This is a genomic window from Streptomyces telluris, assembly GCF_024519335.1.
In the GTDB taxonomy this organism is placed as follows: Bacteria; Actinomycetota; Actinomycetes; order Streptomycetales; family Streptomycetaceae; genus Streptomyces; species Streptomyces telluris.
The window spans coordinates 146,656-160,366 of record NZ_JANIID010000013.1 but is presented as its reverse complement, the minus strand read 5'-3'; the positions used below and the strand labels follow the sequence as shown (position 1 = coordinate 160,366).

Here is a 13,711-nt window from a genome sequence, read left to right as displayed (position 1 = left end):
GCGTCCGATGCTTCCGCGGTGGCGTACTCCGCTGCCTCGGACCGCTCGGCCTGTGTCAATCAAGTCGGCACCCGCGTCTACCGTCCGAGCAGCGACGTGCAAACCCTCAAGATCCCCAACGTTCTCCTGCGCCAGGGCAATACCGGCGCCTGCGTGCGCTACGCCCAGGTCCTGCTGTCCTCCCATCTCGGGGCCCCGGGGCCGGGATTCGTCGACGGCATCTTCGGCCCCACCACGCGCACCTACGTGCAAAGGTTCCAGCGCAACGCCGGCCTCTCGGTCGACGGAGTCGTCGGGCCCAACACCTGGTACTGGCTGATGACCATCAACTGAGCAGAGAGGAGAAGGACGTGAGCGCACGCCGATGGGCGCTCGGCATGGCAGTTGTCCTGGCCGCCGGCGCACCCGTACTGCTCGGCGCGGGCACGGCTCAGGCCGCGACGCCCACGTGCAGCACCAGTGTCTCGTACACCACAGTCCACGGGTCCAGCACGACGATACCCGCTGCAGGTCGCAACGTGAGCTGCCTGCTGGCGCGCGGCAGCAGCGGTAATGGGGTGAGGGCACTGCAGCTTTCCCTGAACGAATGCTACGGGGCGAACCTCGCCCGAGACGGGATCTTCGGGGCAGGCACCCAGGCGGCACTGCGGCGCGCACAGTCCCAGGAGGGGCAGGCGGCCGACGGGGTCTACGGCCCGCGCACGCGGGACGCCCTTCACTGGCGAGTGGCCGGCTTCGCCTGCGACCGGGTCAACGGTCCCGGGTGATCACCGAACATGCAGCCCGGCCGGGCTGTACCCGGCCGGGCTGTATGTTCCGGCTTCGGCCGGACCACATGCACGCGCGTCCGCGCCACCTGGGGGCCGGCACGGCAGCAGGGCCCGGACCGCAACGGCGTCGCGGTCCGGGCCCTGCCCCGTGCGGTGCCGCCCTGCGGCGGCGATGCGTCAGCTCTGTGCGGTGCCGTCGCCCGTCTGCCCGGCACCCCCGGCTGCGCGTGTCTTCTCGCGCATCTTGCGAACCAGCTCCGCCTTCTGGGCGGCGGCCCCCTGGCGGTCGAGGTTGCGGTGCGGACCGTTGTTCTGCCGTTCGGCGCGGGACAGCTTCTTGCGCTGGCCGCCGCCCTGGCCCACGGGGTTGTTGATGTTCTTGCTGTCGGTCACGGGTTCTCCCGGTGGTGATGTGAAATGAGCTACGGATTCATCGGTGGGGGACGGGCGCGGCGACATCGAAGGACGTCAGCAGGGGCCCGTCACGCGCTCACTCGTAAATCGGTGTCTGGAAGAACATGGCCAAGACGTTACCTGGTTCCGTCGGCCCCGCACACCAAGTTTTCGCCGTCCCGGCGTCGGCCGGCTGACTGCTGCTGTGCCGGCCCTGCGCACCTGGGGCGGCGGCCGTCGAGGCCGGCTTCGCGGACCAAACCCACCTCACGCGATGGTTCACCCGCACCCACGGCGTCACCCCAGCCGTCTAAGTGCCCGTTAAGGTCGGGGCCACGGAGATCAGCGAGCACCACCACGGGGGCGACGAACATGGGCACGGGCATGGGCACGGACAGCGACGCGACGGGCGAGCGGCAGGAGGCGGCGACGAGCGACGGCCAGTGGTGCCGCCTGGCCAAGACCGCGTTGCCGGCGGGGCTCACACACGCCCCCAGTCGCCGCTTCCTCGTCGAGGAGGGCCTGCCCGTCGCGGCGGCGGACCTCGACTTCACCGGACTGGGCACGGACGGTCCGGAAGCCGGCGCCGATGGCCTGTTCGTCCTCGGTGAGACCGACTACTGCGGCCGCGTGGTCCTCGACGGGTCGACCGGTGAGGTCTACCTCATGGAGGAGGCCGGGCATGACGCGCGCCGCGACCTCCTCGCCTCAAGCCTCCCCGCCCTCGCGGGCCTGATACGGGAGACCGAGGAGCTCTCCGCGGCGGCCCGGCGGACCGAGGAATACGGTGGCCGCCGCGGCCCGGCGGTCGTCGCCGAGGCGCGCGACGCCGCCGAGCGGCGCATGCGCGCCGTCGACCCCCGGCTCTTCGCCTCCGACATCCCGCCGGCGCACTGGAGCACCGTGCTGCTGATGCGCTCCTTGAGCTGGGGTGCCCGTCCCGGCGGCCCCGGCGAGCCCCTGCACGTCTTCGACGCCGACCTCGTCGAGGACCTCGCCCGGCTCGCCGGCGACGGCACGGTGCACCGCTTCGCCCCGGACCGGTTGCCGTCCCGGCTCACGCACGAGCCCACCCGGCGACTGCTCATCGGCATGGGGCTTCCGTCGGACGGCGGGCTTTTCAACGCCTGCGAGGAACCTCTGCGGACCATGGGGGAGGTCTACCCGAAGTCCTTCGGCTCCGAGACCGGGGACGTGGGCGAGATCGAGGGTGGCGGGGACGGTCCCGTCGACCGCCGGTACCAGCGCGAATTCCTCGCGCTCGGGTGGTGGCCGCACGACCTCGCGGTCGCTCTCGACGGCACCACCGGCCGGCTCGAGCTGCCCGGCTGGTACGACGACGGGGAACCGCACCCGTATCTCCACCACGACCTGTCGGCGCTGCTCTACGCCTGCTGGACGTACGAGCGGTTGCGCGGGGAGTGGGACCGCTGGGAGTACGGCGCGGCGGAGGAGACATGGCAGGTGTTCGACCCCAAGAACCTCCTCCACCGGTGCGTCGACGAGATGGTGGAGGCCGTCGACCCGGAGGCGTTCGCGACCCCTCGGCACTCGTGGAGGATGCTCGCCGAGGACGACCACACCGGAGGACTCCTGGCATAGCTCCGCCGCACAGTCGTCCGGTCGTCCGGTCGTCCGGTCGTCCGGTCGTCCGGTCGTCCGGTCGTCCGGTCGTCCGGCTGGTGACGGCCGCTGTGCCTGGCGCCACGGGACATCATTTAGTTGTGCCATATCGTGACACTGGTTCCTCGCTGTCAGGCTTGGCGGGCGTAGGACGCGAGGCGATCGGCGAGCGCGTTGACGAGGTCGCGTAGTTCATCGGGGCGCTTGATGACGAACGGCCGGTCGAGGGAGGCGAGTACCGGAGGCAACCAGTCGAGCCGCTCCACCCGCAACTCGACGTGCAGCCAGCGCTCGGCCGCCACCCGGTCCTCACCTGCGACGGGCTCGTGCTCCTCCAGGATCGCGACGCTGGCGGGAAGGTGGGCGCGGATCTGCTCAACCGTCCCCTGGATCCGCAAGGTCACCTCATGCCGGTACTCGGCCGTGGCGAAGCCGGACAGCACGCGCTGTGCCGGACCGGGACCCATGGGCGCTTCGAATGAGCCGGGCAGGGCCCTCGCGTCTGCGATGCGATCGAGCCGGAAGGTTCGGTCCTCGCCGATCCGGGCGTCCTTCCCCGTGACGTACCACCGGCCCGAGTGGGCGACGATCCCGTACGCGTGCAGGGTGCGTTCGCTGCGCCGGCCGTCGCGGTCGGTGTAGCGGATCGAGACCGGTCGGCGGTGGCGCACCGCATCGGCGATCGTGAGCAACACCCCAGCGTCCGGAGTGTCGAACTCACCGGGCTGATCCGTGAAGGCGAGAGCCTCCAGGAGTGTGTCGAGCCGGCGAGCGATGTGCTTGGGCAGCACCCGCCGGATCTTCGCCGACGCCGTCTCGTTTGCCGTGCGTTCCGCCGTCGTCAACCCTGCTCGGCGGCCGGCGACCAGGCCGAGCAGCACGGCCAGTGCCTCGTCGTCGCTGAGCATGAGTGGAGGCAAGCGGTACCCGGGGGCGAGCCGGTACCCGCCGTAGCGGCCACGCACCGATTCCACGGGCACGTCCAAGTCGATCAGCTGGCCCACATACCGGCGCACGGTGCGCCCTTCGACGCCGAGCCGGTCGGCGAGTTCGGCCACCGTTCGGGTGCCGCCCGACTGCAGCAGCTCCAGGAGTGTCAGCACGCGGCCGGTGGGTCGAGGCATGTTCGCAGCGTAACGCGAATACAGGACCGATTCTGTCCACTATTTCTCCTAGCCTGCGAGGTGCACGCCTCCAGCACAGCCAAGGAGATTCCCATGGACTTCGTCTCGATCCGTATCATCACCGGCGACGTAGCGCGCCTCGTCGAGTTCTACGAGCGAGCCACAGGGGCGCGGGCGTCGTGGGCCACCGAGGACTTCGCCGAGCTCAAGACCGCGGGCGCCACCCTCGCGATCGCCGGCACCCGCACCGTCCCGCTGTTCGCCCCGGGCTCCGCCCGCCCGGCGGAGAACCACAGCGTGATCACCGAGTTCCTCGTCGAGGACGTGGACCGCGTTCACCAGAACCTGACCGGATTCGTCACCGACTTCGTCACCGAGCCCACCACGATGCCCTGGGGCAACCGGTCGCTGCTGTTCCGCGACCCCGACGGCAACCTCGTCAACTTCTTCACCCCCGTCACCCCGGCGGCCATCGAAAAGTTCGCACGCTGACGCCACTCGCAGCCGCTCACGCGGGAGCCCTGAGATCCCCAGGGCTCCCGATGAACGCGGTGGCCGAGTTCAGGAGCGCCACCAGCAAGGGGCATCGCAACGCACCGCCGACCGTCGACCGTCGACCGTCGACCGTCGAAGGACGTCTGCGCTTGCGCCTGCGGATCGACGCCGGACATCCGATCACACACGGTCGCTGCGGAAGCCGGGACCTCCCGCCGCTGCCTTGCCAAGTGGAACACCCGCCGGCGCGGCGCACGGCGAGAACGACGTGCTCGACCACTCCTCCCGCACCGCCACACTCTCAGGTGGCACATCGCTCAACGTCGGTCTGTCCATGAACGTTTCCGACGGACCTCAACGCTCCAGAGCAATCACGGTACGTAGTGAGCAGGAGCGGCCACGCAGCTCGCCGACAGCTTGGGGAGCCCGGACGCGTGTCCGGCAACCGGCCGCGCCACGGGGTGGCGGCCGACCCTCGGGCATCCGCTCGACCGTGGCAAATGTCAGAACATCGGCACCGATGCCTCAGCTGCGCCCACCCGGCACTACAGCCGAAACCGAAGCAACGAGCAGCCCTCAGACAGTGAGAGGGACGTCCGGCATCAGGTAGCGGTCGGCGCCGACCTGCAGGGCGCACATGACGGCGTCATCGCCCTTGGGCCGGCTCACCAGGACCGTCACGGGCTGCGGCGGCTCCCCGGGCAGCTCGGCCTCCAAGGAGATGACACCCGCACCGCGTCCGGGGCGTCGGCAAGCGACGACCTTGCCGTCCACCAGCACCTCGATCGGCGCCGTCCCCCGGCCGACGAGCACCGAGACCGAATGTCCGGCAAGGTCGAGGTGGAAGCGACGGCTGGCCATGGCGGGGCTCACTTCATCGGACGCGGTGCTCTTCGAAGGGGGCCGCCCTGACCTCCCCGTGCACCGGCGGAAGGTGGGGCGTGTGGTTGACGAGGCGGGCGGAGTTGGCGACGACGGCGATACTGCTGGTGTTGTGGAGCAGCGCTGCGAGGACGGGGTTCAGGGTGCCGCCGGCGCCGGCGAGGAGGCCGGTGAGGTTGACGCCGATGGCGAGTCCGTAGTTCTGCCGTACGACGCGCAGGGTGTGGCGGCTGAGTTCGACGACTGCGGCCACCTGACGCAGGTCGTTGCCTGCCAGGGCGATGTCGGCGGTTTCCAGGGCGACGTGGGAGGAGTGCTCGCCCATGGCGATGCCGACGTCGGCGAGGGCGAGGGCCGGGGCGTCGTTGGTGCCGTCGCCGACCATCGCCACGGTGTGGCCCTCGGCCCGGAGGTCGCGGATCAGCTGGAGCTTGCCTTCCGGCAGGGCGTGGGCGTGGACTTCGGTGATGCCGAGGGCGTCGGCGACGACCTGCGCGGTCTCCGGGGCATCACCGGTGAGCAGGATCAGACGCTCCACGCCGAGTTCGCGCAGCTGGCGGACGACGGTCTCGGCGCCGTCGCGCACTGCGTCGGAGACGCCGAGCATGCCGATGAGATCGTCGTCCCGGGCCAGGCAGATGACGGTCTCGCCGCCGGCGCGCAGCTGCCCGCTCCAGTCGCGAGCGGTCTCGGTGAGTTCCAGACCGTGCCGGCGCAGCAGAGCCGGGCTGCCGACCAGCAGGCGGGTCCCGTCGAGTTCGGCCCGCATGCCCATGCCCAGGACGACCTCGCACGCCTGGTGGATGGGGATGTGGAGGCGTTCGGCCTCGGTGCGGGCGACGATGGCCTGGGCGAGTGGGTGCAGTGCGTGCAGTTCCCCGGAGGCGGCCAGGCTGAGTACCTGGTCGGCGGTGTACCGCTCGCTGAGGGTGACGACGCTGGTGACCAGCGGACGGCCGAAGGTGAGGGTGCCGGTCTTGTCGAAGACGACGGCGGTGACACGGCCGACGCCTTCCAGGTGGGTGCCGCCCTTGATGAGGGTGCCGTGGCGCGCGCCGTTGCCGATGGCGGCGCTGATGGCGGTCGGGGTGGCGAGGCCGGCGGCGCACGGGCAGGCGATGAGCAGCATCGTCATCGCGCGGCGCGCGTCGCGGGTGACGGCGTAGGTCACTGCGGACAGGGCGAAGGAGACGGGGACGAACCGGCGGGTGAAGCGGGTGGCGACGGTCTGGATGGGGGCCCGGTCGGTCTGGGCCTCCTCGACCCGGCTGATGATCCGCCCGACGGTGGTGTCCCGTCCCACCGAGGTGGCCCGGACGACGAGCGAGCCAGAAGTGACGATGGTGCCGGCGTAGACCTGGGAGCCGGCGCGGGCGTAGACGGGCAGGGCCTCGCCGGTGATGGCCGCCTGATCCACCAGGGCCTCCCCCGAGACGGTGTCCCCGTCGACGGGGATGCGGTGGTGTTCGTACACGGCCACCTCGTCGCCGGCCTCGACGCGTTCGAGCGCCACTTCGACCTCTACGCCGTCCTTCACCAGCCAGACGTGCTCCTCACCGATGGTCAGCAGTTCCTCGATGGCGCGTCGGGTGCGGCGCAGCGTGAGGGTCTGGAGGAACTCGCCGATGTTCAGCAGCCACAGCACGGTGAGTGCGACGACGTTCTCGCGCAGGACGAGTGAGATCACCGTCGCCGCGGTGACGAGCGTGTCGGTGCCCGGCGAGCTGCGGCCGCGCAGCGAGCGCAGGGCGCCGCGGAAGAAGGGCAGGCCGGTGAAGAGCGTGATCGCGGCGGCGAAGCCGGAGGAGCCGAACGACAGGCGGGGGCGCCGCAGGAGGCGGCGCAGTCCGATGAGGGCGAGGACCGCCCCGCCGACGACCAGCCGGGCGACCTCGCCGGTGGAGGAGTCCGGCAGGGATCGGGCGGCCTTCACGGGCGCGGTGGCGGGCGGCGCCTCTTCGAGGGCGGCGGCGATGCGGTCCACGTCCAGCTGATCCGGTGCCATCCAGATGACGACGTTCCCGGTCCGGGGGAAGACGCGCAGTGCGCGGAATCCTGTGAGGCCGACCAGTCGTTCGTCGACCTCACCGGCGCTGCCCGGGCGGGTGCGCAGCCAGGAAACGGTGAGCCGGGCGCGGCCCGCGGCCACTGATCGCACGACCACGGCGGTCATGATCAGTGCTCGTGTCCGTGATCCTGCTCGGCGGCGACCGCGGACGGCGGCGGGGCTTCTTCGCCGAGCGTGGTGCGGGCTTCGGCCAGCATGTCCCCGGCCTTGAGCCGGGCGTCCTCGGCGGCCGAGGCCAGCCACCGGCTGGCAACGATGCCGCCGGCGATGCTGCCGACCAGGGCTTTCCGGGCGGCGGGCTTCGCCTCGGGGAGCCGTTTGGCGGCTCCTTGGATGATCAGGCCCCCCACTACGCCCGAGATCGCGTAGTGCGCGAGACGGCCGGCTGCGGCGCCGGCCAGAGCGACCGGGTGCATGAAGCCTCCCTCCGTCGTGCAGGGCGGGCTCGAAAAAAAGCTCCCCCTCAAGTGTGCGCCTGACCGGCGTACGACGACGAGCCGAGCCGGTGGGCATGGCGGGCATGGCGCACGCCTCTCAGCCGGCAGCCGAGGTAGATCGCGAAGGAGATCGTCGTGACGTAGGGGCTGACGGGCAGGGTGCCCCCGAGCGCGAGGAGGAGCCCGCCTTCCATGGACACCAGCGCGAAGGCGACGCTGAGCAGGGGCAGCCGCACCGGGGACGCCGTGACGCGGGCCGCGGCGGCGGCCGGCGTTACCAGGAGCGAGAGCACCAGCAGCGCTCCGACCATCTGGACGCACAGGGCCACCGCCAGGCCGAGGACGAGCATGAACGCCGTGGACAGGGCCCGTACGGGTACGCCCCGGGCCGCCGCCACCTCCGGGTCGGCGCTGGCAAAGGTCAGCGGTCGCCACATGGCCGCCAGCGCGGCCAGCACCACCACGGACGTGCCCAGGAGCCATGCCGTCTGCGGCGAGGCGACGGCGACGATCTGGCCGGTGAGGATGCCGAACTTGTTCGCCGCCCGGCCCTTGTAGAGGGAGAGGAACAGCACGCCGAGGCCGAGGCCGAAGGGCATGATGATGCCGATGACCGAATTCCGGTCCTGGGCACGCACCCCCAGGAGACCGATCGCCACCGCGGCGAGCAGAGAACCGGCGATGGAACCGGCAACGATGTTCAATCCCAGGAACAGCGCCACGGAAGCCCCGGCGAACGACAGTTCACTGATGCCGTGCACGGCGAACGGCAGGTCCCGCATGATGACGAAGACTCCGGCCAGGCCACCGACCAGGCCGAGCAGCGCCCCGGCCAGGAGGGAGCTCTGCGCGAGCGCCAGCAACTCGCCGTAGTGGTCGAAGCCGAAGATCTGGTCGAGCACGCCGTCGTCCTGCCCACCGTCGGCAAGAACTCCTGCGGCGGCGCCCGGACAGGCGCGGGGGTACCCGTTCATGGCGGCGGGCCCCCGTTCGGAGCCGTCATGTCGCCGCGCTCGTGGCTGTGCCCGGGGCCGTCGTCCGGGGCGCCCACCACGACGATCCGGTCGCGTACCCGCACCACGTCGACCCGTGTCCCGTACAGCCGGGACAGGGTGGCCGAGGTCATCACCTCTTCCGTCGCGCCGACCCGGTGCCCGCCCGGGGCCAGGTACAGGACGCGGTCCGCCAGGCCCAGGACGGGGTTGATCTCGTGGGTGACGAAGACGACGGCGGTGCCCGCCGAGCGCCGCCGCGCGTCCACGAGTGCGGTGACCGTCCGCTGGTGGTGCGGGTCCAGGGAGAGCAGCGGCTCGTCGCAGAGCAGGAGCTGCGGGTCGGGCGCCAGCGCCTGGGCGATGCGGATGCTCTGCAGCTCACCGCCGGACAGCAGGCCCAGGGGTACATCCGCATACGGGCCGGCGCCGACCATGGCCAGCAGTTCCTCCACCCGTTGCCGGGCCGCGGCCGTCCGGCGCGGCAGCCCCCAGCGGTGACCGTCCAGCCCGAGCCGCACGAGGTCCCGGGCCCGCAGCGGCGTGGGGGCGGTCAAGGCCTTGTGCTGCGGGACGTAACCGATGTGCCCACTGCCGCTGCGGGGCGGCATGCCGAGGACCGCCACCCGTCCGGCGGTCAGCTGCCGGCGGCCCAGCAGGACCCGCAGCAGGCTGGTCTTGCCGGAACCGTTGGGGCCCAGCACCGCCAGGAACTCTCCGGGCCGCACGTCGAGGTCCAGGTCACGCCACAGGACCCGGTCGCCGTAAGCGAGCGCGGCACCACGGAGGCTGACCGCGGGCAAGGCCGGATCGGCCTGTTCGGGAGCGGCCCATTCCGGAGCAGTCCGTTCCGGAGCGGCGGCGGGGACTGCATGGCTCCTGATGTGGCCGGTCATGCGTTCAGCGCCTTCCCGAGCTCCCCGATGGTGGACTTCATCCAGCCGACGTAGTCCCGGCCCGGCGGCAGTGTCTCGGTCACCGGCACCACGGGGATGCCGTGGTCGCTCGCGGCCTTCCTGACCTTCTCCGTCTGGGGCCCGGAGGTCTGCTGGTTGTACACCAGTGCCTCGACGCGCTTGCCGGAGAACAGGTCGAGCATCTGCCGCATGCTGCCGGGAGAGACCTCGGTGCCCTCCTCGACGGCCTCGGCGAAGTCCGGGGGCGTACGGTCCCGCAAACCGCACGCTTCAACGAGGTACAGGGGCACCGGCTCGGTGACCGCGACCGCAGCGCCCTCATGGGCACTACGGATCCGCGTTTCCTCGGCCTCAAGGGCCTTGAGCCGGCCCTGGAACGCTTGGGCGTTCCGCCGGAACAGGTCGCCGTCACCCGGTGCGGCCTTCGCCAGCGAGTCGGCGATGCGGGCGGCCAGCTTGCCGACCGTGGGCAGGTCGTACCAGACGTGCTCGTTGAGCTCCCCGCCAGCGGGCGCAGTCTTGCCCGAGACCTGCACGGCACTGATCACGTCGGCCGACGGGTTGCTCGCCGCCCGCAACATCCTGCCGACGAACTCGTCGTAGCCACCACCGTTCTCGACGACCACACGAGCCCGGGACAGCGCCAGCTGGTTGCGGGTACCGGCCTCGTACGAATGCGGGTCCTGGGCCGGATCGCTGATGAGCGAGACGACGTCGGCCTTGTCGCCCCCGACCTGCCGCACGATGTCCCCGTACACATTGGTGGACGCCACGACCGGCACGGCCGAATCCGGTGCGCCCCCTCGCTCCGTGCCGCCCGTTCCCGGCGCCGATGCACCGTTGCACCCTGAGAGCGCGAGCGCGAGCGCGGCGACAAAGGCCAAGGGGAGGGGCAGGAGCGATGCAGAAACCCGCATGCGCATCTCCACGGAGAAAGGAAAGCGAAACGGTTTTCACCTCATTATCGCCCGGGGATGACATCGCTTCCAGCCGAAGAAAGCCTTCGAAGAATCACCCTGCGACTCTCGCTCCTACCGCGGCGGACAGACCGGGCCCCGCTGGGGGAGTTCCCACCGGCGGGGCCGGACCTCGGTGGCAGTCGCCGATTTCAGTGCGTCGTGGGTTGACTACTCATGCGCGTGCGGCGGCAACTTCTTGGTTGCTGATCAGCCACCGCACCGGCAGGGGCCGCCTGACTGGCATCCGCAGTTGCAGCGTGAACCTCAGGTACAGCCCGCGCCGGCGCCGCAGACAGGGGCGCAAGGGGTCATGCGTCGTTCGCCTCCCTGAGGATGGACACCCTTCTCTCAATTCAGAGAACACCCCAACGCCGCTCCAGGGCAAGGGGATTGTGCACCGGCACGGGAGTCGGCACCCGGGTGCCAGATCAGCCAGTCGCGACATTACTCCGCACCGAATTTCTAAAGTGAGTCGAGTGGTACGCAGGTTCTGCAGTACCCCCTCATGGGCGCCACCCTCACACCCCGCCCCCAAAGCGTGGTCCCCCGCCGCATAGGCCACTGACCTGCACCTTCCTACGGTGAGGCGACGCAATGACGCGCCCCTCGCCCACCCAGAAGCGATGACCATGGCCAGCCCCTCGCCACACACTCCAACTCCCAACTCGCTCCCCAGAATCGTCGTCGCCAGCCTCATCGGGACCACCATCGAGTGGTACGACACCCCATCCGGAGCCGAGACGGCCACAACTCGCCCGACCGCGCTGGGCAAACCGTTCACGCGCTGGTCGCTCCGCAAGCTCGTCGAACACCTGCGACGCAACATCGTCCGCCCTGTCCGGATCGGACGTGAAGCCCTTCGCCGTGTGCTCGTCCGCCGGAGGATCTCCTTCCAGCGGACCAAGACCTGGAAGGAATCCCCGGACCCGGAACTTCGACGCCAAGCTGGACCGGATCGAGTACGCGATCAACGCGCGGCCGGACCGCACCTTCGCCTTCGACGAGTTCGGCCCGCTCGGTATCCGTCCGATCGGCGGGTGGGCGGCCCTGCGGACGATCCGCGCGGCCCGCCCGGACGGCGCCCCTATCTACGTGATCCTCGACAACCTCTCCGCCCACGCGAACTGGAAAATCCGCAGGTGGGCGGCCCGGAACAAGGTCGAGTTGTGCTTGACTCCGACCTACGCGTCCTGGGCCAACCCCATCGAGGCCCGCTTCGGGCCCCTGTGGCAGTTCACCCTCGCCCACTCGAACCACCCCAACCGCAGCGTCCAGACCCGGGCCCTGCACGCCCTACCTGCACTGGCGAAACCAGAACACCCGCCACCCGGACATCCTGGCCGCCCAACGACGCGAACGCGCACGTGTCCGCAGCTACGGCGGCGAGGGCGGGCCAGCGGTCCAGCACGGCTTCGCCGGCGGCCGGGAGCTCCCAGGCCGGGTCGGCCATCAGGCCCGGAGCTTCGGGTCCCGGCCACCACCACGCTGCGGACCCGGGTACCGGGAGCTGTGGGGCGGTCCCGTGCGACGTACGAGGAGCACGGGACCGCCTCCCGTGCCGCGTGGGAGGCGGAGGGGAGGAACCTGCGGCCACCCCAGCGCGACCCGGGTGAGGCCAAGGCCAGGCACCGGCGTCCCGGCTGTCGCCGCCAGCCCCTGTTTCAGCATGCCGCCTCGTCACAGAGAGGATGCGGTTGGCGGAGCCCCGCATGAGCACGGCGCGTACGCCCCTTATCGGAGCAGGCCCTTGCCAGGCTGGTCCGGAAAGGGGGTGCTGGCTCGCCTTCGGTGTTTACGGGAATCCGAGCATTCCGGGTGAGTCGATGTCCACCGTCACGATGCCGGGCGGGTAGGCGTTCTCGTTTCCGGTGAGGAGGATGGACATGCCGGTGAATTCTGGGCGTGGCAGTGCGCAGTACAGGGCGTGGCAGGTGTCGGGGCCGCCGTAGCCGTCTCGGATCAGGGTGCCGACGGTGACGGCGGCGGCCGTGTCGAGGTTGTCGATGACGACGGAGGAGAGGGCGAGGACACGGCGGGAGAGGTCCGCGTCGTCGGCTTCGGCCTGCATCAGGCACAGAGCGGGAATGTTCAGCCGGTCGCCGGGCGTGCGGGCCATGTTGCCCGCCAACAGGTTCAGCGTCTTGTGGCCGGCGGCGAGGGCTTTGACGGCACTGGTATCGAGGATGATCACGCGGCGGTGCCCCGGGCCGCCCGGACCTTCTCAGCGGCAATCTTGTAAATGTTGCCCAGCACATCCGGAGCCCGCTCGAACTCCTCGTCGCTGATCTCCACACCGATCATCCGCCGCACAGCCTCCCGGTCAGCGGCCAGCCGCTCCGCCCGCTGCGCCGCGGTCGGCTGCGCCGCAGCGAGGGCGTCGACCAGCTGGCCGATGCTCACACCGCGCTCCTTCGCGAGCTCGGCAAGGTGATCGCGTGTCTCCCGCAGGACCTGGATCGTCGTCGAAGCCATAGAGTCACCATAGCTCTACTACAGCCTTCGCCGCCAGAGCTCCACGCCGCCTAGGCAGGGGCATGAGGCCGACCGCTCCAGACGGCCCCGGTTGGTACGTACAGGTACCAATCGCGCCGAGACCATCCGGCCGCTTCACACGTGCCCGGACAGCGCTGTGCGGAGTGCTCGCCGTACCGGTCAATGTGGTCGCACACCAGCTGGTGGTCGGCGGCGCGATAGCACCAGTCCAGGACCTGGTCCCGGGTGAGCTCCTCGAGGATCAGCTCCTGGCCCTCGTCGTCGGCGGCGGGCTCCGGAGCAGCGACGACGGCCGGGCGCGGCGCGGGCAACGCGGCCGGGGCTTCGTCGGCCAGCGGCGCGGCCGCGGCTGTGGCGCGGGCCTTGGCGGTGGTCTGCCGGGCGCGGACCTGCTCCCAGTCGTACGCCTTCCCCCAGGCCCTGGCCGTCACGTCCTATTGCAGCCGCTGCTCGGTGGCCGCACGGCGCTCGGTCTCGGAGGCCCGGGCATCGCCGCGTCGACGGCGGCCGCGCGACGCTGGTAGCGGCGGTCGGCCTGCCTCTCCGCCCCCGGCGCTC

The 13,711-nt window shown here is 70.8% G+C and carries 15 protein-coding genes and 1 pseudogene; 5 read left to right on the top strand and 11 right to left on the bottom strand.

Going from position 1 to position 13,711, the window contains the following annotated elements:
• The first annotated feature begins 18 nt into the window (after window positions 1-18).
• Both NQU55_RS16570 and NQU55_RS16565 read left to right on the top strand, forming a co-directional pair.
• The gene (locus NQU55_RS16570) at window positions 19-333 is read left to right on the top strand and encodes a peptidoglycan-binding domain-containing protein (RefSeq protein ID WP_256790780.1); all 315 of its coding nucleotides are present in this window, start codon (window positions 19-21) and stop codon (window positions 331-333) included.
• A 17-nt stretch (window positions 334-350) separates the two neighbouring features.
• A complete protein-coding gene (locus NQU55_RS16565; protein ID WP_168092159.1) occupies window positions 351-767 on the top strand; it encodes a peptidoglycan-binding domain-containing protein in 417 nt (138 codons plus the stop codon).
• Between the two features lie 180 nt (window positions 768-947).
• Here NQU55_RS16565 and NQU55_RS16560 read toward each other — a convergent pair whose 3' ends face one another.
• Window positions 948-1,163, bottom strand: a complete 216-nt coding sequence (locus tag NQU55_RS16560) for a DUF6243 family protein (RefSeq protein ID WP_168092160.1) — start codon at window positions 1,161-1,163, stop codon at window positions 948-950.
• A gap of 384 nt (window positions 1,164-1,547) precedes the next feature.
• Between NQU55_RS16560 and NQU55_RS16555 the strand changes: the two genes are divergently transcribed.
• Window positions 1,548-2,765 (top strand): SUKH-4 family immunity protein, encoded by a 1,218-nt coding sequence (locus tag NQU55_RS16555; RefSeq protein WP_168092161.1) that lies wholly within the window; start codon window positions 1,548-1,550, stop codon window positions 2,763-2,765.
• Window positions 2,766-2,917: 152 nt separating this feature from the next.
• Here the strand turns inward: NQU55_RS16555 and NQU55_RS16550 are convergent, their stop codons facing one another.
• Window positions 2,918-3,910 carry a helix-turn-helix transcriptional regulator gene (locus NQU55_RS16550; RefSeq protein WP_256790779.1) on the bottom strand — a complete coding sequence of 331 codons (993 nt, stop codon included), beginning with the start codon at window positions 3,908-3,910 and terminating at the stop codon, window positions 2,918-2,920.
• Between the two features lie 93 nt (window positions 3,911-4,003).
• Between NQU55_RS16550 and NQU55_RS16545 the strand changes: the two genes are divergently transcribed.
• Entirely contained in the window at window positions 4,004-4,402 is a 399-nt protein-coding gene (locus NQU55_RS16545; protein ID WP_168095322.1) for a VOC family protein, read from the top strand.
• A 579-nt stretch (window positions 4,403-4,981) separates the two neighbouring features.
• Here the strand turns inward: NQU55_RS16545 and NQU55_RS16540 are convergent.
• Genes NQU55_RS16540 through NQU55_RS16515 form a run of 6 tightly spaced genes read right to left on the bottom strand, consistent with a single transcriptional unit; the run spans window position 4,982 to window position 10,618 of the window.
• Window positions 4,982-5,266 (bottom strand): hypothetical protein, encoded by a 285-nt coding sequence (locus NQU55_RS16540; RefSeq protein ID WP_168095323.1) that lies wholly within the window; start codon window positions 5,264-5,266, stop codon window positions 4,982-4,984.
• Window positions 5,267-5,279: 13 nt separating this feature from the next.
• Window positions 5,280-7,460, bottom strand: coding sequence for a heavy metal translocating P-type ATPase (locus NQU55_RS16535; RefSeq protein ID WP_168095324.1), 2,181 nt, complete (start codon window positions 7,458-7,460; stop codon window positions 5,280-5,282).
• A 2-nt stretch (window positions 7,461-7,462) separates the two neighbouring features.
• Window positions 7,463-7,771, bottom strand: a complete 309-nt coding sequence (locus tag NQU55_RS16530) for a DUF1490 family protein (protein WP_168095325.1) — start codon at window positions 7,769-7,771, stop codon at window positions 7,463-7,465.
• A gap of 47 nt (window positions 7,772-7,818) precedes the next feature.
• The gene (locus NQU55_RS16525) at window positions 7,819-8,766 is read right to left on the bottom strand and encodes a metal ABC transporter permease (protein WP_168095326.1); all 948 of its coding nucleotides are present in this window, start codon (window positions 8,764-8,766) and stop codon (window positions 7,819-7,821) included.
• The gene (locus NQU55_RS16520; RefSeq protein ID WP_256790778.1) at window positions 8,763-9,680 is read right to left on the bottom strand and encodes a metal ABC transporter ATP-binding protein; all 918 of its coding nucleotides are present in this window, start codon (window positions 9,678-9,680) and stop codon (window positions 8,763-8,765) included. The genes NQU55_RS16525 and NQU55_RS16520 overlap by 4 nt, the downstream gene beginning before the upstream one ends.
• Window positions 9,677-10,618, bottom strand: a complete 942-nt coding sequence (locus NQU55_RS16515) for a metal ABC transporter solute-binding protein, Zn/Mn family (protein ID WP_168096031.1) — start codon at window positions 10,616-10,618, stop codon at window positions 9,677-9,679. Before NQU55_RS16515 ends, NQU55_RS16520 begins: the two co-directional genes overlap by 4 nt.
• 779 nt (window positions 10,619-11,397) lie before the next feature.
• Here NQU55_RS16515 and NQU55_RS16510 point away from each other — a divergent pair.
• Window positions 11,398-12,044 (top strand): annotated as a pseudogene (locus NQU55_RS16510) (transposase); the annotation flags it as partial.
• Window positions 12,045-12,452: 408 nt separating this feature from the next.
• Here the strand turns inward: NQU55_RS16510 and NQU55_RS16505 are convergent.
• The 3 genes from NQU55_RS16505 to NQU55_RS16495 are packed head-to-tail and all read right to left on the bottom strand — an operon-like array spanning window position 12,453 to window position 13,584.
• Window positions 12,453-12,851 (bottom strand): PIN domain-containing protein, encoded by a 399-nt coding sequence (locus tag NQU55_RS16505; protein WP_168096030.1) that lies wholly within the window; start codon window positions 12,849-12,851, stop codon window positions 12,453-12,455.
• Entirely contained in the window at window positions 12,848-13,132 is a 285-nt protein-coding gene (locus NQU55_RS16500) for a hypothetical protein (protein ID WP_168096029.1), read from the bottom strand. The genes NQU55_RS16505 and NQU55_RS16500 overlap by 4 nt, the downstream gene beginning before the upstream one ends.
• A gap of 50 nt (window positions 13,133-13,182) precedes the next feature.
• Complete coding sequence (locus NQU55_RS16495; protein WP_168096028.1) at window positions 13,183-13,584, bottom strand: hypothetical protein; 402 nt, start codon at window positions 13,582-13,584, stop codon at window positions 13,183-13,185.
• Between the last annotated feature and the right edge of the window lie 127 nt (window positions 13,585-13,711).

What these genes read in the sequence shown, in the direction of transcription:
- NQU55_RS16555 (WP_168092161.1), top strand. Translation starts at nt 1,548, where the DNA reads ATGGGCACGGACAGCGACGCGACGGGCGAGCGGCAGGAGGCGGCGACG.
- NQU55_RS16550 (WP_256790779.1), bottom strand. Translation starts at nt 3,910, where the DNA reads ATGCCTCGACCCACCGGCCGCGTGCTGACACTCCTGGAGCTGCTGCAG.
- NQU55_RS16545 (WP_168095322.1), top strand. Translation starts at nt 4,004, where the DNA reads ATGGACTTCGTCTCGATCCGTATCATCACCGGCGACGTAGCGCGCCTC.
- NQU55_RS16540 (WP_168095323.1), bottom strand. Translation starts at nt 5,266, where the DNA reads ATGGCCAGCCGTCGCTTCCACCTCGACCTTGCCGGACATTCGGTCTCG.
- NQU55_RS16535 (WP_168095324.1), bottom strand. Translation starts at nt 7,460, where the DNA reads ATGACCGCCGTGGTCGTGCGATCAGTGGCCGCGGGCCGCGCCCGGCTC.
- NQU55_RS16530 (WP_168095325.1), bottom strand. Translation starts at nt 7,771, where the DNA reads ATGCACCCGGTCGCTCTGGCCGGCGCCGCAGCCGGCCGTCTCGCGCAC.
- NQU55_RS16525 (WP_168095326.1), bottom strand. Translation starts at nt 8,766, where the DNA reads ATGAACGGGTACCCCCGCGCCTGTCCGGGCGCCGCCGCAGGAGTTCTT.
- NQU55_RS16520 (WP_256790778.1), bottom strand. Translation starts at nt 9,680, where the DNA reads ATGACCGGCCACATCAGGAGCCATGCAGTCCCCGCCGCCGCTCCGGAA.
- NQU55_RS16515 (WP_168096031.1), bottom strand. Translation starts at nt 10,618, where the DNA reads ATGCGGGTTTCTGCATCGCTCCTGCCCCTCCCCTTGGCCTTTGTCGCC.
- NQU55_RS16500 (WP_168096029.1), bottom strand. Translation starts at nt 13,132, where the DNA reads ATGGCTTCGACGACGATCCAGGTCCTGCGGGAGACACGCGATCACCTT.